The organism is Serratia sp. szju, assembly GCF_044594185.1.
In the GTDB taxonomy this organism is placed as follows: Bacteria; Pseudomonadota; Gammaproteobacteria; order Enterobacterales; family Enterobacteriaceae; genus Serratia; species Serratia bockelmannii.
Map to the genome: position 1 here is coordinate 3,804,734 of NZ_CP172576.1, position 22,221 is coordinate 3,826,954.

At 60.7% G+C, this 22,221-nt stretch carries 22 protein-coding genes; 6 read left to right on the forward strand and 16 right to left on the reverse strand.

Annotation, left to right across the window (positions count from 1 at the left end):
* Positions 1-13: 13 nt before the first annotated feature.
* The 4 genes from RE418_RS18015 to RE418_RS18030 form a co-directional block, all read right to left on the reverse strand.
* On the reverse strand, positions 14-1,126 hold the full coding sequence (locus RE418_RS18015; protein ID WP_025302956.1) for an ABC transporter ATP-binding protein: 1,113 nt from the start codon (positions 1,124-1,126) through the stop codon (positions 14-16).
* Between the two features lie 21 nt (positions 1,127-1,147).
* Positions 1,148-1,966 carry a carbohydrate ABC transporter permease gene (locus RE418_RS18020; protein ID WP_004938251.1) on the reverse strand — a complete coding sequence of 273 codons (819 nt, stop codon included), beginning with the start codon at positions 1,964-1,966 and terminating at the stop codon, positions 1,148-1,150.
* Positions 1,967-1,976: 10 nt separating this feature from the next.
* On the reverse strand, positions 1,977-2,918 hold the full coding sequence (locus tag RE418_RS18025; RefSeq protein ID WP_025302955.1) for a carbohydrate ABC transporter permease: 942 nt from the start codon (positions 2,916-2,918) through the stop codon (positions 1,977-1,979).
* Between the two features lie 78 nt (positions 2,919-2,996).
* Positions 2,997-4,250: a sugar ABC transporter substrate-binding protein gene (locus RE418_RS18030; RefSeq protein ID WP_025302954.1), complete on the reverse strand. Its 1,254-nt coding sequence runs from the start codon at positions 4,248-4,250 to the stop codon at positions 2,997-2,999.
* A gap of 466 nt (positions 4,251-4,716) precedes the next feature.
* On the opposite strand from RE418_RS18030, the gene RE418_RS18035 reads away from it, so the two are divergent.
* The 4 genes from RE418_RS18035 (at position 4,717) to RE418_RS18050 (ending at position 9,938) form a co-directional block, all read left to right on the forward strand.
* Positions 4,717-6,387, forward strand: a complete 1,671-nt coding sequence (locus RE418_RS18035; RefSeq protein WP_099817216.1) for a DUF4091 domain-containing protein — start codon at positions 4,717-4,719, stop codon at positions 6,385-6,387.
* A 155-nt stretch (positions 6,388-6,542) separates the two neighbouring features.
* Positions 6,543-8,264 (forward strand): ornithine lipid synthase OlsF, encoded by a 1,722-nt coding sequence (olsF, locus tag RE418_RS18040; protein ID WP_049295692.1) that lies wholly within the window; start codon positions 6,543-6,545, stop codon positions 8,262-8,264.
* Positions 8,265-8,365: 101 nt separating this feature from the next.
* A complete protein-coding gene (locus RE418_RS18045) occupies positions 8,366-9,148 on the forward strand; it encodes an N-formylglutamate amidohydrolase (RefSeq protein ID WP_025302951.1) in 783 nt (260 codons plus the stop codon).
* A gap of 76 nt (positions 9,149-9,224) precedes the next feature.
* Complete coding sequence (locus RE418_RS18050) at positions 9,225-9,938, forward strand: flagellar brake protein (RefSeq protein WP_025302950.1); 714 nt, start codon at positions 9,225-9,227, stop codon at positions 9,936-9,938.
* Between the two features lie 43 nt (positions 9,939-9,981).
* Here the strand turns inward: RE418_RS18050 and pdxY are convergent, their stop codons facing one another.
* Genes pdxY through RE418_RS18065 form a run of 3 tightly spaced genes read right to left on the reverse strand, consistent with a single transcriptional unit; the run spans position 9,982 to position 11,795 of the window.
* Positions 9,982-10,824 carry a pyridoxal kinase gene (pdxY, locus tag RE418_RS18055; RefSeq protein ID WP_025302949.1) on the reverse strand — a complete coding sequence of 281 codons (843 nt, stop codon included), beginning with the start codon at positions 10,822-10,824 and terminating at the stop codon, positions 9,982-9,984.
* Between the two features lie 3 nt (positions 10,825-10,827).
* Positions 10,828-11,544 (reverse strand): glutamine amidotransferase, encoded by a 717-nt coding sequence (locus tag RE418_RS18060; RefSeq protein ID WP_043143441.1) that lies wholly within the window; start codon positions 11,542-11,544, stop codon positions 10,828-10,830.
* Positions 11,541-11,795 carry a hypothetical protein gene (locus RE418_RS18065; RefSeq protein WP_025302947.1) on the reverse strand — a complete coding sequence of 85 codons (255 nt, stop codon included), beginning with the start codon at positions 11,793-11,795 and terminating at the stop codon, positions 11,541-11,543. The genes RE418_RS18060 and RE418_RS18065 overlap by 4 nt, the downstream gene beginning before the upstream one ends.
* Positions 11,796-11,861: 66 nt before the next feature.
* Between RE418_RS18065 and RE418_RS18070 the strand changes: the two genes are divergently transcribed.
* Complete coding sequence (locus RE418_RS18070) at positions 11,862-13,166, forward strand: aminotransferase class I/II-fold pyridoxal phosphate-dependent enzyme (protein ID WP_043143443.1); 1,305 nt, start codon at positions 11,862-11,864, stop codon at positions 13,164-13,166.
* On the opposite strand, the gene RE418_RS18075 is transcribed toward RE418_RS18070, so the two are convergent.
* The 5 genes from RE418_RS18075 to RE418_RS18095 form a co-directional block, all read right to left on the reverse strand.
* Positions 13,163-14,149 carry an MsnO8 family LLM class oxidoreductase gene (locus tag RE418_RS18075; RefSeq protein WP_043143445.1) on the reverse strand — a complete coding sequence of 329 codons (987 nt, stop codon included), beginning with the start codon at positions 14,147-14,149 and terminating at the stop codon, positions 13,163-13,165. The two genes, RE418_RS18070 and RE418_RS18075, sit on opposite strands and share 4 nt — an antisense overlap.
* A gap of 143 nt (positions 14,150-14,292) precedes the next feature.
* On the reverse strand, positions 14,293-15,129 hold the full coding sequence (gene pbpG / locus RE418_RS18080; RefSeq protein WP_089180950.1) for a D-alanyl-D-alanine endopeptidase: 837 nt from the start codon (positions 15,127-15,129) through the stop codon (positions 14,293-14,295).
* 93 nt (positions 15,130-15,222) lie between these two features.
* Complete coding sequence (gene nudI, locus RE418_RS18085) at positions 15,223-15,648, reverse strand: nucleoside triphosphatase NudI (protein WP_049207497.1); 426 nt, start codon at positions 15,646-15,648, stop codon at positions 15,223-15,225.
* A gap of 120 nt (positions 15,649-15,768) precedes the next feature.
* On the reverse strand, positions 15,769-16,683 hold the full coding sequence (gene ppk2 / locus RE418_RS18090; RefSeq protein WP_025302942.1) for a polyphosphate kinase 2: 915 nt from the start codon (positions 16,681-16,683) through the stop codon (positions 15,769-15,771).
* Between the two features lie 26 nt (positions 16,684-16,709).
* Positions 16,710-18,320, reverse strand: a complete 1,611-nt coding sequence (locus RE418_RS18095) for an inorganic phosphate transporter (protein ID WP_025302941.1) — start codon at positions 18,318-18,320, stop codon at positions 16,710-16,712.
* A 186-nt stretch (positions 18,321-18,506) separates the two neighbouring features.
* Between RE418_RS18095 and RE418_RS18100 the strand changes: the two genes are divergently transcribed.
* Positions 18,507-19,535 (forward strand): transporter, encoded by a 1,029-nt coding sequence (locus tag RE418_RS18100; protein WP_089180949.1) that lies wholly within the window; start codon positions 18,507-18,509, stop codon positions 19,533-19,535.
* Here the strand turns inward: RE418_RS18100 and RE418_RS18105 are convergent, their stop codons facing one another.
* The 4 genes from RE418_RS18105 to RE418_RS18120 all read right to left on the reverse strand — a co-directional run bounded on the left by RE418_RS18105 (position 19,536) and on the right by RE418_RS18120 (position 22,218).
* Complete coding sequence (locus tag RE418_RS18105; protein ID WP_025302939.1) at positions 19,536-20,069, reverse strand: SRPBCC family protein; 534 nt, start codon at positions 20,067-20,069, stop codon at positions 19,536-19,538.
* Positions 20,070-20,072: 3 nt separating this feature from the next.
* Positions 20,073-20,420, reverse strand: a complete 348-nt coding sequence (locus tag RE418_RS18110) for a helix-turn-helix transcriptional regulator (RefSeq protein ID WP_004938187.1) — start codon at positions 20,418-20,420, stop codon at positions 20,073-20,075.
* Between the two features lie 83 nt (positions 20,421-20,503).
* Complete coding sequence (locus tag RE418_RS18115) at positions 20,504-21,730, reverse strand: Zn-dependent hydrolase (RefSeq protein WP_399675404.1); 1,227 nt, start codon at positions 21,728-21,730, stop codon at positions 20,504-20,506.
* Complete coding sequence (locus RE418_RS18120; RefSeq protein WP_043143456.1) at positions 21,727-22,218, reverse strand: L-2-amino-thiazoline-4-carboxylic acid hydrolase; 492 nt, start codon at positions 22,216-22,218, stop codon at positions 21,727-21,729. Before RE418_RS18120 ends, RE418_RS18115 begins: the two co-directional genes overlap by 4 nt.
* Positions 22,219-22,221 lie beyond the last annotated feature (3 nt).

The following is a 22,221-nucleotide window of genomic DNA, read 5'->3' on the forward strand; positions in this document are numbered from 1 at the left end:
TACTCCGCTGTTGTTATTTGAGGTTTTGGCCGCTGAGCTCGTCGAACAAATGCGCGCGCGTCAGATCGAATGCCAGATGAATGCTTTCGCCGAGGCGCGGCTCCCAGTCCGGCAGCGACGCCATGCGCAGCACGAAGCGCAGGTCAGCCAGTTCGCAGTGCAGCAACTCTTCGTTGCCCATGCGCTCGATGGTGACGATCTGCGCCGGGAAACAGTTGGCGCTGCCGGGCGCACACAGCCGCAGGGACTCCGGCCGGATGCCGAGACACACCCGCGCATGCGGGTAGTCGGCCAACTGCCGTTGCAGCGCCGGCGGCAGATCGAGCTGGTGCTGCAGGCCGATACGCAGCCGCACCGTTTGGCCGTCGCGCACGATCGCCAGATCGTGCAAATTCATCGACGGGCTGCCGATAAACTCGGCGACGAAACGGTTGGCGGGGTGGTGGTACAGATTGATCGGTTTATCCACCTGCATGATGGCGCCGCGATTCATCACGCAAATGCGATCGCCCATGGTCATCGCTTCGACCTGATCGTGGGTGACGTACACCATGGTGGCGGCGGCGCCTTCCTGCTTCAGCTGGTTGTGCAGTTCGATCAGCTGTACGCGCATCGACACTCGCAGCTTGGCGTCGAGGTTGGACAGCGGCTCATCGAACAGGAACACCTTGGGCTTGCGCACGATGGCTCGGCCGACCGCCACCCGCTGGCACTGGCCGCCGGAGAGCTGGCCCGGCTTACGCTGCAGCAGGTTGGTGATCTCCAGTTTTTCCGCCGCGTCGCGCACCCGGCGGTCGATCTCGGCCTTGCTCTCTTTGCCGATCAGGCCGAACGCCATGTTCTTGTACACCGTCATGTGCGGGTACAGCGCATAGTTCTGGAACACCATGGCGATGCCGCGATCCTTCGGCATGCTGTCGTTGACGCAGCGATCGTGGATCAGGATCTGCCCCTCGCTGACGCTCTCCAGCCCGGCGATCATCCGCAGCAGGGTAGACTTGGCGCAGCCGGACGGGCCGACGAACACCATAAATTCCCCGTCTTCAATTTCCAGATCGACGCCGTGCAGCGCGTGGAAACCGTTGGGGTAGACTTTTTTAACGCTGTTTAACTGAATTCCGGCCATGTCGTTTACCTTGTCTGCGCGTTAGCCTTTCACCCCGGCGCTGGCGATGCCCTGGATGAAATAGCGTTGGAAAATAATGAACAGCATCAACATCGGGATCACCGCCATCAGCGCCCCGGCCATCAGCAACGGGTATTCCACCCCGGCGCGGCTGGAGAGCGAGGCGAGGCCAACCGGCAGCGTCAGCTTCTCGGTGGTGGTATTGACGATCAGCGGCCACATCAGGTTGTTCCAGCTCCACAGGCCATTGATGATGACGCAGGCGATAATGCCTGGCCGGATCAGCGGCAGCATGATGCGCCAGAAGATGGCGAAGTAGCTGTAGCCGTCGATCAAAGCCGCTTCTTCCATTTCCTTCGGTACCGCCAGGAAGAACTGGCGCAGCAGGAAGGTGGCGTAAACGCTGAAAATGCCCGGCAGCACCAACCCGGTGATGCTGTTGACCAGCCCCAGCTTCTGGACCACCAGGAATTGCGGGATCAGAAACGCCTGGCCGGGCACCATCAGGATCGACACGCATACCAGAAACACCGCGTCGCGGCCGCGAAAATGCAGGCGCGAGAAGCCATAGGCGGCCAGGGTAGCGATCGCCATCTGCAGGGTGACGGTGAAGAAAGTCGCCAGCAGCGAGTTGAGGTAAAAGCCGGCGAACGGGATTTCGTGCATCACCCGGCCGTAGGCCTGCAGGCTAGGGTGCGCCGGCAGCAGCGTCAGCGGGATCTGAATGCTCTCGGCCTGGGTTTTCAGCGAGGTCACCAGCATCCAGATAAAGGGCACCACCGAGGCCAGCGCCGCCAGCCCCATAAACAGGTACACCAGCGTTTTCTTGCTTGCGTTCATGTGCAGCTCCTCAGCTGACTTTCAGGCGCTTGCCGATCGCCATTTGAATCAGGGTGATCACCAGCGTGACGGCGAACAGCACCACGGTGATGGCGGAAGCGTAGCCTTTTTCCTGCAGGTAAAACGCGTACTTGTAGAACAGGTTGGTGACGGTCATCACGTCGTTTTCCACCAGCGCACGGTCGAACATCAGGAACACCACGTCGAAGATTTGCAGGATCTCGATAAAGCTCATCACCGACACGAAAAACAGCGTCGGCACCATCATCGGCAACGTGATACAGAAGAAGCGGCGCAGGGTGCCGATGCCGTCGATATCCGCCGCCTCGTACAGCTGGCGCGGAATGCTCTGCAGCCCGGCCAGCAAAATGATGATCTTCAGCGCCAGCGACGACCAGATGATGATGATGGACACGCTGATGCGCACCACGTCCGGATCGGACAGCCAGGCGACCGGCGCAATGTGCAGCAGGCCCAGCGCCTGGTTGATCAGGCCGAAATCCTTGTTGAACAGCCATTGCCACACCATGGCCACCGCCGCAGGCATGGTGACCGCCGGCAGGAACAGCAGGGTGCGCAGCAGGCCTTTGCCACGGATGTTCTGATTGAGGCCGATCGCCAGCAGCAGCGACAGGCTCAGGCTGATCGGTACGCACACCACCACGTAGAACAAGGTGTTGGCGGCGGCGGTGTAGAAGTCGTCGTCTTCGAACAGGTTGAGATAGTTATCGACGCTGATGCTGCTCCAGCGCATGAACTGGTTCAGATCGGTAAAGCTGTAAAAAATGTTTTGCAAAAAGGGGATCAGGTAAAACACCGTCACCCCCAACAACAGCGGCAGGATCATCACCCAGCCCCAGAAGCGTTCGGCGCGTTCGAGCCGATTGAGCGCGGGGCGGGCGGTGCGCCGGGATGGTTTCAGGGTGACCGTAGCCGTTTCTGCCAGCGACATGTTGCCATTCCTCACCTATGACGTTCAGCGTGGGTCCACCGCGGCGCGCGCTCGGGGCAGCGCGCCGCGGCGGGGCGATTACTGCTCCATGACGCGCGCGATCTTCTTGACCGATTTGTCCATTTCCTGCTTAGCGTCCGCGCCCATAAAGATCTTCTTCAGGCTGGCGATCCACATGTTCTGCCACTTCGGCGTATTGGTGCCGGCGGTGGGGTAAGCCTGGGTCACTTCAAGGGTCTGGATATAAGGTGAAACGTCGACTTTCTGAATCTGCTGCGCCCAGACCTTGGCCGCCGTCTTGTTGGCCGGGATCACCACCTTGGCCAGCTCAGCCTGTGAGGCTTCGCTGCTCATGAAGGCAATATATTTCCAGGCGGCCTGCTTATGGGCGCTTTTGGCCGACATGGCGAAGGCCAGGCTGTGCGCCACGCCGGACTGGCGTTCAATTTTGGGCATCATCACCACGCCGATGTGGTCGTTGATCAGCGGGTTATTGGCGAACGGTGCCGCCAGCCAGGAACCGGCATAGACCATCGCCGCGCGGTTGGACTGGAAGATGTTCTCGGTTTTGACTTCGCTCATCTGCTGGGCGCTTGGCATCAGGCCGTCTTTCATCATGCCCTGCAGCTGCTGGTAGACCCAGAGGGATTTGTCGTTGGCGATGTCGGTGGGCTGGCCGTCTTTCGGCACGATGTGATTGCCGTTTTGGAACAGCAGGTTCATGTAACTGTCCTGACCGTCGATGCTGAGATCCATCACCAGCGGGAAGGCCGTGCCTTTCAGCCCGTTTTTCAGCGCGGTAGCCTTGCTTTTCAGATCGTCCCAGCTCCAGTCGCTGGTGGGGTAGCTGACGCCGGCCTGATCGAACAGTTTTTTGTTGTACCACACGGCGATGGAATCGACGTCGCGCGGGATGGCCATCTGCTGGCCGTCGTACTGGTAGGCTTTCACCGAGCTGGCGACCACGTCGTCCAGCTTAAGGCCGCTGTCTTTAATATAGGGTGCCAGCGGCTCCATAATGCCGTTTTTGGCGTACTGCACAAAATAAGGCATATTGATCCAGAATATATCCGGCGCCACGCCGCCGGCGGCTGCGGAATCTAATTTAACGAAATATTGTGCCGAGGGGGTTAATTCTATTTCTATTTTTATATCCGGGTTGGCCTGCTCAAATCGCTTAGCAATCTCCTGTTCGGATGATAATTGATTTCTGTCCCAAACGGCATAGCGCAATGTTATTTTATCTGCGGCGTGGAGCAGCGTGGGTAATAATAATGCGCTGGCAAGAATAGAGTGCGCCAGCAGGCGGCCGGTATTTTTTATCGGTGACATTGCTTTCCCCTCGGTGAGCGACGAATAGCGTTTTTCGCAACGTAAATTCTTTCTATCCCTTAACTTTCAATGTGTCAATACACACCCAAACGCCCAACAATGGGGCGTTGATGTTTCATTGTTGTTAAAATAGAAAGGCTTTGACGGCCAAGTGAAAGGTGTGTTTATTCACAATTTGTTAACCTTTTGACGGGTTTTTTCCCCGGTGGCGCGGCATTTAGCGGCCTTCGCAGGCATAGGAATAACTGATAACCCTTGCACCATAATGGGGATTAAAAACATTTTTATTGTGCAAGCTTCTGCTTCTTTCATTTTTGTGATGCAAATAAACAAAAAAAATCTTGCTGTGGCTGTCAGAGGAGGGTGCAGGAACGTTTTTTATTGCCGGCTATTGTCTGTGGCGATAAAAGACGTTAGCCTGAATTTCACAATATTGACTTATCCAAAATAAAGAGGCCCTATTATCATGCGCCTGTCTCTGGTATTTACGCATTGCCTGGAGAAAGTATTTCATTGCCAAAATATGCCGCCCGTTGCCGTAGAAAATCGGCTGAGCGGGTTAAATAACGAGGTGCTTTCCTGGCAGGCGGTGTACTGTTTGCAAACCCCGGGCAACGAGACTCGCCATGAGCTCAGTTATCAACTTGACGGACCGCTGGCGGCGTATATCAGCGTGCGCCAGGTGCAATCGGTACCGAGCGGTTTTCCCTGTTATCGCGAGATCGATGAGAATTACCTGACGACCGAGCCGGGCTTATTTCCCGATCCGCTGATGCCGCTGCCGCAACGGCGTTTTTTTGCCGCCTGCCGCTATTATGGCAGCCTGTGGCTGACCTTGACGCCGCCGGCCGACGCGCAACTGGCTGGTGACTTTCCGTTGACCCTGCGGCTGCGGGATGCCCAGAGCGGCGAGGCGCTGGCCGAGGCCACGCTGACGCTGCATCTGGTGCCGGCGGCGTTGCCGCCGCAAACGCTGTTGCACACCGAGTGGTTGCACACCGACTGCCTGGCGGATTACTACCGTCTGGCGGTGTTCAGCCCGGATTACTGGCGCGCGGTGCGCAACTTTGTGCGCTGTGCGGTGCAGGCCGGGGTTAATATGCTGCTGACGCCGCTGTTTACGCCGCCGCTGGATACCGCCGTCGGCGGTGAACGCACCACGGTGCAGTTGGTGAGGGTGTCGCGTTCGGCGCAGGGGTATGACTTCGATTTCAGTCTCCTGGCGCAGTGGATAGCGTTGGCGCAGGAAGAGGGCATCGAGCACTTCGAAATCGCGCCGCTGTTTACCCAATGGGGCGCGGCACATGCGCCGAAGATCGTGGTGGAGGAGCAGGGCGAGGCGCGACCGCTTTTCGGCTGGCACACCGATGCGCAGGGCGAGGCGTATCAGCGTTTCCTGCAGGCGCTGCTGCCGGCGTTGACCGCCTGGTTCCGCGAACGGGGGCTGGAACGGCAGGTGTGGTTCCATGTTTCCGATGAGCCGACGCTGGACAACCTGGCGGCCTACCAGCGCGCCAGCGCCGCGCTACGCCCATTGCTGGATGGCTTTCGCACCTTCGATGCGCTGTCGGATTTCGCTTTCTATCAGCGAGGCCTGGTGGAAATCCCGGTCGCTGCCACCGATCATATCGAACCCTTTATCGAACACCGGGTGCCTGGCCTGTGGGCCTATTATTGCTGCGTACAGAAGACCGAGGTCGCCAACCGGTTCTTCGCCCAGCCTTCGGCGCGCAACCGCATATTGGGCGTGCAGCTCTATCTGTACCGCATCGCCGGCTTCCTGCATTGGGGATTCAACTTCTATAACAGCGCTCATTCGCGCGAGCGCATCAACCCTTACGCCGTGACCGACAGCGGCCATGCGTTTCCCTCCGGCGATCCGTTCGTGGTCTATCCGGGCGAGGATCTGCAGCCGCTGGAGTCGCTGCGCCTGCGGGTGCTGCATCAGGGGCTGCAGGACATGCGCGCGCTGCAGCTGCTGGAGAGTCTGACCGACCGGGCAACGGTTGAGGCGCTGATCGAACGCGAGCTGGGCATGCGCATTACCTTCAAACGTTATCCGCACCAGGCCGGGCCGCTGCTGCGCTTGCGCGAAGCGGTGAACCGCCGCATTGAAGCGCTGCTGGCGCCGATGTGAGGGCAAGTGGGGGCGAAAATGCGTCTTTCGCTCCCAATTCGTCATTACTTTGCTATACCTGATAGTCGATGGATTCATTTTATTGTCATGTAACTGACACGTCAGAGTCACGGCTCTGGCTTAAGTTTGCAGCGACTACGTCAGGAGATAACGCGATGTTCAGCCTGGATTCTCTGTTGCAAGATGCATTTCCACACCGCAATACCCCTGCCTGGCAGCGCAGCCTGCTAAGAACCCTTCTCTTCGAAAAAGAATTCAAACAGTTCGCTGCCGACTATCCCCACCTGAAAGGGCTCGATCTGATCGAGCAGGTGGTGGACTACTTCAACCTCAGCTGCGAGCTGGTGGACGGCGATCTGGAAAACATCCCGAGCCAGGGGCCGGTGGTGCTCGTCGCCAATCACCCGATCGGTTCGCTCGACGGCCTGGTGCTGCTGCGTGCCGTCGCGGCGGTGCGCCCGGATGTGAAAGTGGTGGCCAGCCAGCTGCTGACCTATATCGAACCGCTGCGCAACCTGTTCGTGCCGGTGGATAACGTCGCTTATAAAACCAGCCGCAAACAGATTGAAGGGATGCAGCAGCAACTGGACAATCAGGGCGCGCTGATCCTGTTCCCGGCTGGCGAAGTGTCGCGCATGAGCCCGAAAGGCATCCGCGATGGCCACTGGCATACCGGCTTTCTGCGCCTGGCCGCCAAGGCGCGCGCGCCGATCGTGCCTATTCATATCAGCGCGCGCAACAGCAACCTGTTCTACTTTACGTCGCTGGTCTACCGTCCGCTGTCGACGCTGCTGCTGGTGCGCGAAATGTTCCAGCAGCGGGGCGGGCGCATCAAGATCCGCGTCGGCGGCCGCGTGCCGTTCGCCAACTGGCACGACGGCCACACCAGCGCCAAGGATCTGGCGGAGCGTTTTCGCCGCCACGTCTATCGCCTGGGCCAGGGTAAGCCGGGGCTGTTCGCCAGCGAATCGCCGATCGCGCTGCCGGAAGAGCGCCTGGAACTGAAAAAGGCGTTGGCGAACTGCGAACGGCTGGGGGTCACGCCGGACGGCAAAACTATCTACCTCTATCGTCGCCACGATGAAGCACGCACGCCGATCCTGCGTGAGCTGGGGCGCCTGCGCGAGATCGCTTTCCGCGCGGTGGGGGAAGGTTCCGGCCGCCGCCGCGATCTGGACAGCTACGACGACGATTACTACCACCTGGTGCTGTGGGATGAGGAGGAGCTGGAGATCGTCGGCGCCTACCGTTTTATCCCCACCGCCGAACAAATCGAACGCAAAGGGCTGGAAAGCATCTACAGCAACAGCCTGTTCCACTACGACCGCGATATGGAACCGATCCTGGCGCAGGGCATTGAACTGGGGCGCAGCTTCATTCAGCCGGCCTATTGGGGCAAACGTGGGCTGGACTATTTGTGGCTGGGCATCGGCGCCTACCTGTCGAAATACCCGCAGTACCGTTATCTGTTCGGCCCGGTGTCGATCTCCGGCGGCATGCCGCTGGCGGCGCGCGATTTGCTGATTGCCTTCTACCGGCTTTATTTCTCGCCGGATCACGCCTTCGCACAGTCGCGTCGGCCTTATCCGGCGTCGCTGCCGCAGGTGCTGGCGCAGTTTGCCGGGGACAACTACCAGGAAGACCTGGTGCGGTTAAAGAGCCTGCTCAGCAACATCGGCTGCTCGATCCCGACGCTGTACAAGCAATACACCGAGCTGTGCGAACCGGGTGGGGTGCAGTTCATCGACTTCGGCACCGATCCGGCGTTCAACAACTGTATCGACGGACTGGTGCTGGTGGATACCACGCGGCTCAAGCCGTCGCGCTATCAGCGTTATATCGCGGTGCACCAGCCACAGCCAGCCGAGACGGCATGACTACAGTCTGACTCATGCCTTTTTGATCTAAGCACGACCTTGGGGCCGGCGACGGGATAGCGCTACGATAAACGTTTTGCTTTCCACCGCCGGAGCCCGTCATGCCCCATTCGTTTATCCCGCCGTTATTGTCCGCCGATGAACCGCCCGCAGCTGCCGTTGAAATCCCGCGCGGCAAAGCGCCTTTTTTGCTGCTGTGCGATCACGCCGGCAAGGCGATACCGCAGTCCCTTGGCGACCTCGGTTTGCCGCCGGGGGAGATTGAACGCCACATCGGCTGGGATATCGGCGCGCTGAGCGTGTCGCGCCATCTGAGCCGCCAACTGGACGCCACGTTGATCCATCAGCGTTACTCACGGCTGGTGATCGACTGCAACCGGGCGCCCGGCATCGCCAGCTCGATCCCGCCTTTGTCCGAACTGACGCCCATCCCCGGCAATATCGGCATCGACGGCGAACACGCGCTGGCGCGCGAGCGTGAGGTATTTTTGCCGTATCACCACGCCATCGACGATCATCTGGGGCAACGCCAACTGCGCGAACTGCCGACGGCGGTGATCGCCATGCACAGCTTCACGCCGGTGTTCAAGGGCGAATCGCGCCCCTGGCAGGTGGGCCTGCTGTTTAACCGCTACCCGGAATTTGCGCTGCTGCTGGCCGAACTGCTGCGCGAAGAGGGGGATTTGCAGGTGGGGATCAACGAACCCTATGCTATGACCGACGCCACCGACTACACGTTGCCGGTGCATGCGGAACGTCGCGGTTTGCCTTATGTCGGCATCGAAATCCGCCAGGATCTGATCGCCGATGAACGCGGGCAGCAGGCGTGGGCGAAACGTTTCGCACGCCTGCTGCCGCAGGCCTGGCAGCGTTGGCAAATTTGACTTTAGGAATATTCCCAGAGATGATAACCGTAAGGAATACGTAATACGTCATTAGAAAAAAAGTCAGGAGAGACGTGTGGAGCACAGCGATAACGGACTGTTTATCAAACGGGAGCGTTTTGAAGTTCTGGCGATTCTGCGTGAAATTTGCAAACAACGCACGCCGCTGCGCGTAGAAAATCAGCAGCACCGGTTTCAAAGTCTGTTATTGAGCGTCGGGCCGGACAATATCGTGTTTAGCGGTGAGGAAGCGGAAAATGCCATCGACGGCGCCTGCACCATCGTGATTGAAAGCAACGACGCCAAAATCGAGTTTTCCGTCGGCCAGGCGGAACTGACCGAACATCAAGGCGTCCAGGCCTGCTCGACCCGGCTGCCGCAGGAGTTGGTCTACATCCAGCGCCGCCGTCAGTTCCGCATCACCACGCCACACTGGCGCCAATTCTTCTGTACCGGCGAATACCCGGACGGCACGCCTTATGAGCTGCGGATCCACGATCTGTCTGCCGGCGGCGTCGGTTTGCGCTTCGACGGGCCGCTACCGGATTTCTTCCAGCCGGGCCTGCAGTTCAAGAAAGCGGAGTTGGATCTGGGCAGCTACGGCAGCTTCAAGGTCAACATGGAGCTGGTGGTGGTCAACGACGATCAGGAAACCGACGATAACGATCAGGTGGTGCACTTCTCGCGCCTGTCATGCCGTTTCCTCAAGCTGGGGTTGGCGATGGAGCGCAAAATTCAGAGCGCCGTGTTCGCCTTCGAGCTGGATTTCAACAAAAAGAAAAAACGCTGATAGTGATCAGGGGCGGCACGCTGCCCCTGACTCTCCACCGGCCTTACGGCTTTAACGCCCGCAGGCTGCCGATTTCTTCCCAACCGAAATGTGCCGCTTCGGCCAGCACGTCGCACACTTCACCCCCGGCGGCGACCACGGCCGCGTCGAGCGCAGCGCCGTGCAGCAGATGGCTGACCAGCAATGCGGCGAACAGATCGCCGGTGCCTTTGACCGCCGATTTAACCTTCGGATGGGTAAAGCACTGTGTTTCCTGCCGGGTGACCAGCATCAATCCCACCTCGTCTTCGTGCTGCGCGACGCCCGGCGCGCTGGTGACCAGCACCCATTCGGTGGTGTCGTTCAACAGCGCCTGCGCGGCGTGCTGCGTCTGCTCCCGGCTGCTCAGTTGTCGGCCGCACAGCTGTTCCAGTTCAAAGCCGTTCGGCGTCAGGCCGTTGGCCAGCCGCAGGAACGGCGATCGATAGCAGTTGACGATGCGCTCATCCACGTAGATCCCTTCACCGTAATCGCCCATCACCGGATCGATATAGATTTTTATCTGAGGATTGAGCGAGCGCACCCGCTGCAGCCAGTTGGCCAGAATATGGCACTGCATCACATCGCCCAGGTAGCCGACAATCACCGCCCGGGTGCGCTTCATCACGCCGCGGGCAATCAGATCGTCGAGAAAGCCGCCGAACCACTCGCCGGAAATGACGCCGCCGTGCGGCTTGCCGTAATAGGGCGGGCAGCCGAACAGCACGCTCGGCACCTGCAGCGCTTCCAGCCCCTTTTTCAGCAGGGCGCGGTAGGCGATGCCGTTGCCGACGCTGCCGTAGACCACCTGAGATTGAATGCTGATCACGTCGATGGACGGTGACCGCAAGGGTGAAGACTGTTGCATGAGTTACATCCTTGGTTCGTTATTATCCAGCCAGCGTGCGAACACCTGCCGCGCGCGTTGTTCCAGCTGTGCGCCGTGGCACGCCGCCTGTTCGCGCAGGCTCTGTGGCGCAACGCCGGCCAGTTCCAGCTCGCAGGCATGGCCAATCAGCCAGCGTTCGATATCGCGATGATCCGCCTCCAGATGGAACTGCAGGCCGAGCGCGAACCCCTGATAGTCGAAAGCCTGATGTGGGCAAATCGCCGTGCCGGCCAGGCAGCGGGCACCGTCCGGGATCATGAACATATCGCCGTGCCAATGCAGCACCGGCGTATCGGCCAGCGGGGCCAGCACCGAGTCGTCTTCCGCCGCGAGCGTGCTCAGCGGGGCGAAGCCGATCTCTTTGACGCCGAGCGAGATCACGTCGGCGCCCAGTGCCTGGGCGATCACCTGCGCGCCGAGACAAACCCCGAGGGTCGGTCGCCGCTGCGCCAGGCGCTGTTTGACCAGCGCTAATTCATGGTCGAGAAAATCATAGCGCTGCTCACCGGAAAAGTGTTGGGCGGCGCTGATCGGCCCGCCGAGCACTACCAACAGATCGGTCTCTTCATTATTGATAGCACGAATATCATCGCGGCCGGCATCGTAATAGTCGATCTGATAGCCGCGCAGCGAGAGCAGAGAACCGAGGATACCCAGGTTTTCAAAATTGACGTGTCGAATGGCGACGGCTTTTTTCATTGTTCAACCTCGCTAGCGTGAGTGAAAGGGGTCAGCGCCAGCGACTCGCCCAGCACAGTGATGCCTTGCGCACCGCTCTGGTAGACGATGCGACGTTCGCTGACCTGGCTGAGCTGCACCTGATAACCCTGAGCGGCCGGGAACAGCGCGCACGCCTGTTCCAGCTGATCGGCTGCCCAGGGAGTGAACATCTGCAGGCGGGCAAAGGCTTTTCCTGCATACTGAATGTCGAGCACGTAATGTTTATCCATGGAACCCCTTACTTTTGGCCGCGGAAACGGGTAATCTATTTTGAACTAGTACAAAAGGATTTATGTATGAATTCATTGTATGCAAAAGGCGGCGGCGCTGTCCAGATTGCCGAGCAGATCGCCGCACGCATCAAAGATGGCGCGCTGCGGCCAGGTGAGCTGTTGCCGCCGGTACGCCAACTGGCGGCGGAGCTGGAGGTCAATCCGAATACCGTCGCCAGCGCTTACGCCCGATTGCGCGACGCCGGTCTGGTGGCGACGCGCGGGCGGGCCGGAACGGTGGTGCTGGAGCCGCCGCTGGCGGCGGTGAGTGCGGCCTATGTGCCGCGTCAGGTGCCTGCAGGGATGTGCGATCTGGCCAGCGGTAACCTGGATGCCGCATTGTTGCCGGTGCTGGCGCTTGGCACGGCGGAGGTGTTCCCGCAGCAAAACGGCTATGACATCAGCGGTGATCTGCCGATATTGACCGGTCTGGGTCGCGAGTGGCTCGGCCGCCAGGGCGTCGCGCTGGGGGAGCCGGCGGTGTTCTCCGGCGCGCTGGATGCGATGGAAAAGGCGCTGCGCTGCCATGTGCAGCCGGGCGCGGCGGTGTGGGTGGAAGATCCCTGCTGGCCGCCGCTATTGACGCTGTTGCGCCACCTGCGCCTGCGGCCGCTGCCGCTGGCGGTAGATGAACAGGGCTGTCGGTTGCCGGAAAGCGGGGCGGCCGCTGCGGTGATCCTGACGCCGCGCGCCCACAATCCGACCGGCGCCTCGCTCTCTGCGCAACGCGCGCAGCAGTGGCGGCGTTTTCTGCACGACAACCCGCAGTGTCTGGCGATCGTCGACGATTTCTGGGGGCCGCTGTCGCAGCAGCCGCTGCATCTGCCGTTCGACGGCGATCGCGGCCTGTACGTGCTGTCGCTGAGCAAGTTTCTCAGCCCGGATCTGCGTATCGCGCTGGCCTGCGGCGACCCGACGTTGCTGCAGGCGATGCGCGCCGATCAGTACATCAGCGAACGCTGGGTCAGCCATATTTTGCAGCAGATCGCCGCCAGACTGTGGGAACAGGCGTTGCAGGAAGGGCAACTGCAGCGGGCTCAACAGGCGTATCAGGCCAGAAGGGATGAACTGGTGCAGCGGCTCAATACGTTGAATCACACGGCGCTGGCGGCGGGTGAAGGGCTGCATCTGTGGTTGCCGGTGAGATCAGAAACCGCCGCCGCGCAGCTGATGGCGCAGCGGGGGTGGTTGGTGCAGGGTGGTGAACCTTTCCGCCTGAAGGGCGGCCCGGCGCTCCGCGTCAGCCTGGCTAACGTCACGCCGGCGCAGTTGGCGCCGCTGGCGCAGGATCTGACCGACGCCATGCGGGCCAGCGCGGCGATCAACTAGGCCGGCGTCAGGCTCTCCTCCGCCAGCAGCTGTAGCGAAGTGAGCCGGGCGCTCGGTTCGCCGATCGGCGTGTCGATGATGAACTCGTCCACGTCGTACCGCTGCTGCAGCTGCGCCAGTTGCTGATGTACCTGCGGCGCGGTACCAAGCAGGATATGGCTTTCCCGCGGCTCGATGCGGTAGTCGGTCGCGCCGGCCTGCTGCACGAAACTCTCTGCCTGCGCCAGGCTACCGACGGTCACGCTCTGCTCACCGGCGACGTGCACGCGGTATTGCTGAATATCCGCCGCCAGCGTCGCGGCCTGCTCCGGGCTCTGCGCCACGATCGCCGCCACCGCCAGCAGCGCCTTGCGGCCGCCGCTCAGTGCGGTGTAGTGCGCCAGCGCCTCGCGGATATCTTGCGGATTGCCGTTCAGATGCGCGGCAAACACGAAGGCCCAGCCGGATTCGGCCGCCAGCGTCGCGCTCTCTTTACTGGCGCCGAGCAGAAAGCGCTGGGCGGCGTGCGGCGGCAGCGGTGTGGCGCTCAGGCCCGGTTCGGCGTCGTCGTTCAGGTAGGCGGTCAGCTGCGACAGCTGCTGCGGGAATGCCGGTTTGTTTTGTCGGTCATGGGCGGCCTGCAGCGCCTGGGTGGCGAGCGGCAGCCCGCCGGGCGCTTTGCCTACCCCGAGATCGACGCGCCCCGGCGCCAGCGCCGCCAGCAGGTTAAAGTTTTCGGCTACCTTGTAGGCGCTGTAGTGTTGCAGCATCACGCCGCCAGAGCCGATGCGAATGCGCGACGTCTGGCCGAGCAGGTAGCCGATCAGTATTTCCGGCGACGGGCAGGCGAGCTGCGGCGTGTTGTGGTGTTCCGCCAGCCAGAAACGCCGATAGCCCCAGCGTTCCGCCTGTTGCGCCAGATGCAGCGTGCGCGCCAACGCCTGCGCGGCGCTTTCCCCGTCGGCGATCGGACTTTTTTCCAATATGCTCAAGGCATAAGCCATTTTCCCGCTCCTTTCCTTTCATCATCAGATATGCCTGACAAATACCATGCGGGCGGCGCGTACCTTAATACTGATTGGCGATAGAATATTCCATTGATCCAAAACGGATTTGGATATGCGCAGGCCGGTAAAGCGCCGCGGTGTTACCCCTCCAGCCAGGCCTTCAGACGAATGGCGTCACGGTAATGGCCGTAGCGCGGCTGCGCGCCAAGCAGGATCATCACCACCGGTTGGCCTTTGATGGTGGTGCGCATCACCAGGCAGTGGCCGGCCTCGTCGGTAAAGCCGGTTTTCTGCAGCTGGATCTTCCAGGCCGGGTTATTGATTAAGCCATTGGAGCTGCGGTAGACCAGTTGGCCGCGGCCGGGGCGTACGATCTGCTGCTTGTCGGTGCTGAAGCGGCGAATCGACTGATAGCGATAGGCGTGATTGACCATTTTCAGCAGATCGTTGGCGCTCGCCACATTACGCGGCGTCAGCCCGGTCGGATCGTAGAAGCGGGCGCGTTTCATGCCGATGGCGCGCGCTTTCTGATTCATTTTCGCCACGAAGGCCTTGCGCCCGCCGGGATAATTGCGGCTCAGCGCCGCGGCGGCGCGGTTCTCCGAAGACATCAGGGCGATGTGCAGCATGTCGCGGCGGCTGAGCACCGAGCCGATGGTCAGGCGCGAATGGGTTTTCTTCAGCAGATCGCGATCGGCGGCGGTGACTTTGAGCTTGCTGGCCATCGGACGTTTGCTGTCCAGGGCGACCATGGCGGTCATCAGCTTGGTGAGCGAGGCGATCGGCAGTACGCGGTTCGGCTGCTTCTGATAGAGGGTCTTTCCGGTGCGTTGATTGACGACCAGCACCGATTTGGCATTCAGCACCAGCGGTGGCGCAGCGGCATACACGGGCGCCAAAACGAACAGCAGGCTGAACAGAAGGGCGGCGCCGAAGCGCCGGACAGGCAGACGGAGAAAAGCGTGAGATAAAAGCATAACGGCGGAAATAGTGACCCTAAGTGATTAAAAAATATCAAAAGAGTCTGCCCGGCAAATGTGAAGGAAATAGGGCGATAATCGCTCAAACTGTTACAACAATCCCTTTTGCTGCAGCGTGAAGCGGGTAGCCTCGTTCAAATCGTAGTCCCCCAGGCGCTCGCGCGGCACCCAGGCGTAGTCGTCGAACTCGTCGTTGATCGTTACGTCGCGGTTGGCGGCATGGCAGTCGAAAATCAGGTAAATCATGTAGATTTGCTCCTGGCGGCCGTCGGCGTAGGTTTTCATACGCACGTCGTCGCGGAAGGTCCAGGGCGTGATGTTGTCGAGGATCAGCGCGGCGCCCAGCTCTTCGCGCACTTCGCGCCGCAGCGCCTGTTCTATTCGTTCACCCGGCTCGACGCCGCCGCCGGACAGCGCCCACTGGCCGGGAAACACGCCTTTGTGCGCCGCCATTTTGCACAGCAGGAAGGCGTTATCGTTTTCAATCAGCGGGCAAACAATGATGCGTTGGCGCATGGAAGACTCCTGTCAAAATGGAAAACAACCACTTTAACATGGGGTTTGGCACAGTAGCGTGAGAGAAATCAAAGCGTTGTCCTCGTACAGAGAAGCGGCAACCGCTTCTCTGCGCTAAGGTCAGTAGATTTCCGGCACCACCATGTTGTCCGGCACCGGGCTACGGTGGTATTCCGGGCTGCGTTTGCGCTGCGGCAGCGTGATGACGTTGCCTTCGGCCTCCTCATAAGGCACCTGCTGCAGCAGGTGAGTGATGCAGTTCAAGCGGGCCTTTTTCTTGTCGACGCCCTGAACTACCCACCAGGGTGCCTCGGCAATGTTAGTGCGCGCTAACATGATCTCTTTGGCTTCGGTGTAGTCTTCCCAGCGGCGGCGGCTTTCCAGATCCATTGGGCTGAGCTTCCACTGTTTGAGCGGATCGTGAATGCGGCTGAGGAACCGCAGCTCCTGCTCGTCATCGGTGATCGAAAACCAATATTTGACGATTTGGATGCCGCTGCGCGTCAGCATTTTTTCGAATTCCGGCACGCTGCGGAAAAACTCCTCATACTCTTCGTCGTTGCAAAAGCCCATCACGCGTTCCACGCCGGCGCGGTTATACCAGCTGCGGTCGAACAGCACCATTTCGCCGGCGGCGGGCAGATGCGCGATGTAACGCTGAAAATACCACTGGGTGCGTTCGCGATCGTTTGGCGCCGGCAGCGCCGCCACGCGGCAAGTGCGCGGGTTGAGGCGCTGGGTGATGCGTTTGATCACGCCACCCTTGCCGGCGGCGTCGCGGCCTTCGAAGATGATCACCAGCCGGTGGCCGGTGCGCATCACCCAATCCTGCAGCTTCACCAGTTCGCCCTGCAGGCGCAGCAGTTCGCGGAAGTATTGTTTGCGCCAGGCTTTTTTCGCGTCGCTGTCGACTTCTGCCGCGTCGAAGCGCAGGTCGTCCAGCTCCATTTCCAGCTCTTCATCGTAGCTGTCGTAAAATTCTTGCAGCAGGCGCTGGTTGAAACCGTCATCGCGGTTGAATTCATGCATGGTCATCAGATTTTCTCCGTATCATCCCGGTGTTAGAAATGGTTGAAGATCCAGTACAGCACCGCCGACAGCAGCACCGAGGCCGGCAGCGTCAGCACCCAGGCCATCAGTAGATTACGCAGGGTGGCCATCTGCAGGCCGGAGCGGTTGGCGGCCATGGTGCCGGCGATGCCGGACGAGAGTACGTGAGTGGTCGAAACCGGCAAACCGAAGGCGTCGGCCGCGCCGATGGTGGTCATCGCCACCAGTTCGGCGCTGGCGCCCTGGGCGTAGGTCAGGTGCGATTTACCGATCTTTTCGCCCACCGTCACCACGATACGGCGCCAGCCGACCATGGTGCCGAGCCCCAGTGCAATCGCCACCACCACTTTCACCCAGAAGGGAATGAAGCGGGTGGCGTTATCGAGTTCACCCTTCAGCGCGTCGAGGTTGCGCTGCGCATCGGGATTGATCTGCAGCTGACGCTCTGCTTTGAGGTGCTTGATGGTCTCGGACGCCAGGTACATGTCGTTGCGGGTGTTCGACACCGCCTGCGCCGGGATCTTGTCGACCGAGCCGTACTGACGGATTTGATCGCCGATCGCGCCGGCCAGCTGCGCCAGCGCCGGTACGACTTCCGGCGTCAGTTCGCTGGTGCGCACATAGCCGGTCAACACCTCACGCGGCGGGGTTTGGCCGCCGGCCGGGAACTGGCGCAGCAGCTCGTTTTTGGTCACCTCCGCCAGCGCCGCCACCCGGGGGATCTGCTCCGGCGGCATCGAACGGTTCAGGGCGTAGGCGATCGGCATGGTGCCCACCAGGATCAGCATGATAAGGCCCATGCCTTTCTGCCCGTCGTTGGAGCCGTGGGCAAAGGAAACGCCGGTGCAGGTGAGGATCAGCAGCCCGCGGATCCACAGCGGCGGCGGGGTATTGCCTTTAGGCGCGCTGTACAACTGGCGGTTCTTGACGAACAGCTTTAGCGCCAGCAGCAGCAGGCCGGCGAATACGAAGCCGATCACCGGCGACAGCAGCAGCGCATAGCCCACCTTGATCGCCTGGCCCCAGTCCACGCCGCTGGTGCCGGTGCGGCCGTGGATCAGGGCATTGGCCACGCCGACGCCGATAATCGAGCCGATGAGCGTATGCGACGACGAGGCGGGCAGCCCGAGCCACCAGGTGCCGAGGTTCCAGATGATGGCGGAGAACAGCAGGGCGTACACCATGGCGAAACCGTTGCCGGTGCCGGCTTGCAGGATCAGCTCGACCGGCAGCAGTGAAATGATGCCGAAGGCCACCACGCCGCTGGAGAGCAACACGCCGAGAAAGTTGAAGAAACCGGACCACACCACGGCGACCATCGGCGACAGCGAGTGGGTGTAAATCACCGTCGCGACCGCATTGGCGGTATCGTGGAAGCCGTTGACGAATTCAAAGCCCAGCGCGATCAGCAGCGCCAGCCCCAATAATAAAAACGGAATGTAACTGGTATAGACGGCGCCGGCATCGCTGACGTCGTTAAATAAGTTCACCCCGGCAAACGCGATCCCCAGAATTAATAAGAAAACAAAAAAAAGAACAGTGAGTCGACTGTTCTTTTGATGCAGCTTGGGCAGGCTGGATGCGGCCGGCACACCCGTTTGAACGGCGCTGTTATCGCTCATAATGACCTTCCTGAAAGGATTGAATGCGGTAGCTGTCGCCTGAAAAGTATTCTGAATGAATGTGGCCTTTTTATGACGAAAATATTAATCATCGGGAACGGCGAAAATCATTAACGCCGATAAATAAAGATTGTTATAACAGCGGGGAAGGTCTTGGGTTAACGGCAACAGGCAGGATATGGCGTTATGGTGCAACGGTTAGCGGAAAAGATGCACAAGCTGGATTTTGATGATGAGGTGACCGGGCTGATCTACGGCCATGTGTTCCGCTCCGGTGAGGTGCCGGCGCGCCTGAACTCGCAGCAGGTTTGTCAGGCCTACCAAGCGTTGCCGCCCGGCGACGGTTTTGTCTGGCTGCACCTCAATCTCAACCACGCGGCGGCGGAGAAGTGGTTGAAAAACCATTTCGCCATTTCCGATTTTTTCTTTCACGAAATTCGCCACGGTTCCCACACCACGCGCATCGAGCGCCAGGGCGACGATCTGTTCGCCGTACTCAACGACGTGATTTTCCACCCCGAGGACAGTAACCCGGAAACGGCGACACTGTGGCTCTATTGCTGCCGTGGGCTGGTGGTCACCGTGCGTCACAAACCGGTGCGACTGATTGAACGGCTGCTCGGCCGCCTGACGGCGCTGCAGCTGGCGTCGTCTACCGAGCTGCTGGCGCACCTGCTGGAAGAGCAGGAGGACGTGCTGGAGCAGGTGGTGCGGCAGGCCAACCAGTATGTCGATACCATCGAGGATCGTCTGCTGACTCGACGCGTCAAACGCAACCGCGCCGAGCTGGGGCGCATGCGCCGCATGCTATTGCGCTTTCAGCGCCTGTTGGCGCCTGAGCCGGCCGCGCTGTTTCGCCTGTTGAACCGGCCGCCGAGCTGGCTGAGCCGTGAGGTGGTGCAGGATCTGCGGCAGTTTACCGAAGAGTTCACCGTGGTGTTGAACGATCTGGCCAGTTTGACCGAACGCATTCGGCTGCTGCAGGAGGAGCTGAGCGCCAAGCTGATGGAGCAGAATAACCGCACGCTCTATACGCTGACGGTGATCACCGTGCTGGCATTGCCGATCAATATCGTCGCCGGTTTCTTTGGTATGAACGTGGGGGGGATCCCGCTGGCCAGCAATCACCACGGTTTTATCCTGCTGGTGTTGCTGGTCGGCAGTTTTACGCTGATCGCCGGTTATTTGGCGTTCAGGCGCAGGGACGAGACGTAATTACAGGCGGGCGCGGTACTCTTCTTCCAGCCGGGCATGGGTGCTCCAGAACGGCTGCGGCGCCCGGTCGTGCAGGCGATCCAGCAGGATATCCAGATGAGTGTGCCAGCCGCCGGCGACGCTGAGCATCTCGTCGCGGTTGGCCAAGCGCCGGTGGGTGACCGTCAGCAGCACCGCGTTTCCCTGCTCCGTCAGTTCGAAGGTCACTTCGGAAGGGCGCCCCTGATCCTGTTCGGCCCAGGTAAAGCTCAGCAGGCGCGGCGGGAACAGGCAGGTGATGTGGCCGCGGTTGCTGACACAGCCGCCGTGCTGTTTGTACTTGGCCGGCGGTTGCTCGTGCTCGCCGGCCAGATCGGAGTTGCGAAACTCCAGCTCCAGCGGTGCGCCGTTTTCCAACTTCATGGCGCCGGACGCCAGCCAGGTGGCGCGCTTGTCGGATTCGGTCAGGTAAGCCCACACCCGCTCGATGGGCCCGGGCAGCAGCCGCTGGATGCGCAGCGTGCCGGGTTCGATAATCATGCCGTAATCATTCATGGTTCACTCCTTGGGAGGAAGCTGTTCGGGCTGTAGCAGCGCCTGTTCGAGCGCATCCAGCCGTTCAGTCCAGAAATGTTCATAGGTTTGCAGCCAGTGCATGGCCTGCGCCATAGGCTCGGGTTCGAGCCGGCAGATATGGTTTCTTCCTTGCACGGTGCGTTGCACCAGGCCCGCATGTTCCAGTGCTTTCACGTGCTTGGAGGCGCCGGCGAACGACATCTGCAACGGCGCGGCCAGTTCGCCGATGCTGCGCTCACCGCCGGCCAGCGCGCGTAACATCGAGCGGCGGGTCGGGTCGGCCAGCGCATGAAAAATGGCGTCCAGCTGTGAGGAAGATAATTCAACCATATGGTTGAATATAGAACAGGTGGGCTAATATTCAACCGTTTTGTTGAATATTTTTTTGCCCCGGCGAGAAACCGGGGCGAGGATCAGGCGCAGGTGTGCGCCAGCAGGGCGTTGAGCAACACGTCGGCGCCTGCGGCGGCCCAGGCGGGGGTGATATCTTCCCGCTCGTTGTGGCTGATGCCATCCACGCAGGGAATGAAAATCATGGCGGTCGGGGCGACGCGGTTAAGGTAACAGGCATCGTGGCCGGCGCCGGAAATCATGTCGCGATGGCGATAGCCCAATGCTTGCGCGGCGTGGCGTACGCTGTCGATGCAGCCCCGATCAAAAGCGATAGGGGGATACTGGAAGATGCGGTCGGCGCGGGCGGTCAGACCGTCGCCGTTGACGTGGTTTACCGCCGTCAGCAGACGCTGCTCCATCTGCTCCAGGGTAGACTCTTGCGGATGGCGGAATTCGACGCTGAAAAAGACGCGTCCCGGCACCACGTTGCGTGAATGGGGGGTAATTTGCGCCATGCCCACCGTGGCGCGCGCATCGGGCGCAAAATCCCAACCGATGCGGTTGACCGCCGTGACCAGCGCCGTAAAGCCCAGCAGGGCATCGCGGCGCCGATCCATTGGCGTGGTGCCGGCATGGGCGCTGAAGCCGACGACCTCCAGCTCATACCAGCGCTGCCCTTGTGCGGCGGTCACCACGCCGATGTCGAGATGTTCCGCTTCCAGAATCGGCCCCTGTTCGATGTGCAGTTCGAAGGCGGCGTGGATCGGCGTGCCGCCCACCGGGTGCTCGCCGGCGTAACCAATGCGTTCCAGTGCGTCGCCAAGGCTGACGCCGTGCTCGTCGCGGCGCGTCAGGCCGTATTCCAGGTCGAATACCCCGGCGAACACCCCGGAGGCGATCATCGCCGGCGCAAAGCGTGCGCCTTCTTCGTTAGTCCAGTTGATCACTTCAATCGGACGTTCGGTGACGATCTGCCGATCGTTAAGGGTACGAATAACCTCCAATCCGGCCAGCACGCCGTAGATGCCGTCGAAACGGCCGCCGCGGGGCTGCGAGTCGCCGTGAGAACCGGTGACCACCGGTGGCAATTCGGGGCGCGCGCCTTCACGGCGCAGGAACATGTTGCCCATCCGATCGACGCGCACGTTACAACCTGCCTCCAGCGCCCAGGCGCGCAGCTGCTCGCGCGCTTGGCGATCTTCTTCACTCAGCGCCAGCCGGGTGACGCCGTTATCGGCGATGGCGCCGAACTGCGCCATCGTCTGCAGGCTTTGCCACAGGCGCTCGCCGTTGACCCGATACGTCATTGTTCTTCTCCCGACGTTTTGGCGGTGTAGCGAAAATCGCAGCAGGGGGCGCCGGACATGATGGTTTGGCTGCGCTGCAGGTCAACCTCTGGGGCATAGCCGACGATGAACTGGCTGTCGCGGGCGCAGGAGAGCAGGTGGCCGATCTCCCCCAGCCCCATCTCGTGATACATCTCGGCGTAGCGGCAGCGGGTGACGTTATAGTCGAAGTGCTGCGCATCCTGGTTGATCACCTCGACGCGCAGCGCATCGTCTTTTTCCCACAGGTACTGCAAGGCGGCGAAGCTGCGCAGATCCGCGCCGTTCGGCTCCTGGGCGGCGAACTGTTTGCCCGCCGCGATGGCGGCATTCTCGATGGCTTCGCCGATCACCGCCTGAGCGCGCGCCTTGCCGATTTCACGCACCAGGATCTGGTAGATCGGTTTGATGATCTCCGCTTCAATCTTTCTGCGGGCCAAAATGCCCAATTCGTTATTTGCACAGCTCATCGC

Bases quoted from the DNA above. Each gene is read 5' to 3' on its own strand.
- RE418_RS18015 (WP_025302956.1), bottom strand. From the start codon at position 1,126: ATGGCCGGAATTCAGTTAAACAGCGTTAAAAAAGTCTACCCCAACGGT.
- RE418_RS18020 (WP_004938251.1), bottom strand. From the start codon at position 1,966: ATGAACGCAAGCAAGAAAACGCTGGTGTACCTGTTTATGGGGCTGGCG.
- RE418_RS18025 (WP_025302955.1), bottom strand. From the start codon at position 2,918: ATGTCGCTGGCAGAAACGGCTACGGTCACCCTGAAACCATCCCGGCGC.
- RE418_RS18030 (WP_025302954.1), bottom strand. From the start codon at position 4,250: ATGTCACCGATAAAAAATACCGGCCGCCTGCTGGCGCACTCTATTCTT.
- RE418_RS18035 (WP_099817216.1), top strand. From the start codon at position 4,717: ATGCGCCTGTCTCTGGTATTTACGCATTGCCTGGAGAAAGTATTTCAT.
- olsF (WP_049295692.1), top strand. From the start codon at position 6,543: ATGTTCAGCCTGGATTCTCTGTTGCAAGATGCATTTCCACACCGCAAT.
- RE418_RS18045 (WP_025302951.1), top strand. From the start codon at position 8,366: ATGCCCCATTCGTTTATCCCGCCGTTATTGTCCGCCGATGAACCGCCC.
- pdxY (WP_025302949.1), bottom strand. From the start codon at position 10,824: ATGCAACAGTCTTCACCCTTGCGGTCACCGTCCATCGACGTGATCAGC.
- RE418_RS18060 (WP_043143441.1), bottom strand. From the start codon at position 11,544: ATGAAAAAAGCCGTCGCCATTCGACACGTCAATTTTGAAAACCTGGGT.
- RE418_RS18065 (WP_025302947.1), bottom strand. From the start codon at position 11,795: ATGGATAAACATTACGTGCTCGACATTCAGTATGCAGGAAAAGCCTTT.
- RE418_RS18070 (WP_043143443.1), top strand. From the start codon at position 11,862: ATGAATTCATTGTATGCAAAAGGCGGCGGCGCTGTCCAGATTGCCGAG.
- RE418_RS18075 (WP_043143445.1), bottom strand. From the start codon at position 14,149: ATGGCTTATGCCTTGAGCATATTGGAAAAAAGTCCGATCGCCGACGGG.
- pbpG (WP_089180950.1), bottom strand. From the start codon at position 15,129: ATGCTTTTATCTCACGCTTTTCTCCGTCTGCCTGTCCGGCGCTTCGGC.
- nudI (WP_049207497.1), bottom strand. From the start codon at position 15,648: ATGCGCCAACGCATCATTGTTTGCCCGCTGATTGAAAACGATAACGCC.
- ppk2 (WP_025302942.1), bottom strand. From the start codon at position 16,683: ATGACCATGCATGAATTCAACCGCGATGACGGTTTCAACCAGCGCCTG.
- RE418_RS18095 (WP_025302941.1), bottom strand. From the start codon at position 18,320: ATGAGCGATAACAGCGCCGTTCAAACGGGTGTGCCGGCCGCATCCAGC.
- RE418_RS18100 (WP_089180949.1), top strand. From the start codon at position 18,507: ATGGTGCAACGGTTAGCGGAAAAGATGCACAAGCTGGATTTTGATGAT.
- RE418_RS18105 (WP_025302939.1), bottom strand. From the start codon at position 20,069: ATGAATGATTACGGCATGATTATCGAACCCGGCACGCTGCGCATCCAG.
- RE418_RS18110 (WP_004938187.1), bottom strand. From the start codon at position 20,420: ATGGTTGAATTATCTTCCTCACAGCTGGACGCCATTTTTCATGCGCTG.
- RE418_RS18115 (WP_399675404.1), bottom strand. From the start codon at position 21,730: ATGACGTATCGGGTCAACGGCGAGCGCCTGTGGCAAAGCCTGCAGACG.
- RE418_RS18120 (WP_043143456.1), bottom strand. From the start codon at position 22,218: ATGAGCTGTGCAAATAACGAATTGGGCATTTTGGCCCGCAGAAAGATT.